Annotated in this window: 2 protein-coding genes; both read left to right on the forward strand. The window is 72.4% G+C overall.

Features of this window, described 5'->3' with window-relative positions; genetic code table 11:
* On the forward strand, window positions 1-328 hold a 328-nt coding region (locus ACLD7X_RS18240), incomplete at its 5' end, for an acetate--CoA ligase family protein (protein WP_411425101.1).
* On the forward strand, window positions 325-532 hold a 208-nt coding region (locus tag ACLD7X_RS18245), incomplete at its 3' end, for an enoyl-CoA hydratase-related protein (protein ID WP_411425102.1). The genes ACLD7X_RS18240 and ACLD7X_RS18245, both read left to right, overlap by 4 nt.

The raw sequence follows: 532 nt of genomic DNA on the forward strand, positions 1-532 counted from the left end.
CTTCGGGCCGGTGCTGACCATCGGTTTCGGCGGCATCCATGTGGAAGTGCTGCGCGACGTGACCTTCCGGCTGCCACCGGTTTCCGTCGAGGAGGCCACGGAGGCGCTGGAGGAATTGCGCCTGGCGCCGATGCTAGCCGGCGTGCGCGGGGCGCCGGCGGCGGACGTGGCGGCGCTGGCGGATGCGATCGCGCGCTTCTCCTGGCTCGCCGCCGACCTTGCTGATGAGATCGAGGAAATCGACGTGAACCCGCTTGCCGTATTGCCGGACGGACAGGGCGTGCGCGTGCTGGACGCGCTGGTGCTGCGGCGGGAGGCCGGGGCATGACGCTGGCGATCGACCGCCTGGATGGCGGCGTGCTGCGGTTGACGCTGGACCGGCCGCAGGCGGCGAATGCGTTGAGCCGCGCGATGCAGGATGCGCTGGTCGCGACGCTGGCGGAAGCCGCAGGTGACCCGGCAACGCGCGCGGTGCTGCTGACCGGCGCGGGCGGGCGGGTGTTCAGCGCCGGTGCCGACCTGCGGGAGGATC

The sequence above is a fragment of the Aphanothece microscopica RSMan92 genome, from assembly GCF_046613545.2.
In the GTDB taxonomy this organism is placed as follows: domain Bacteria; phylum Cyanobacteriota; class Cyanobacteriia; order PCC-6307; family Cyanobiaceae; genus NIES-981.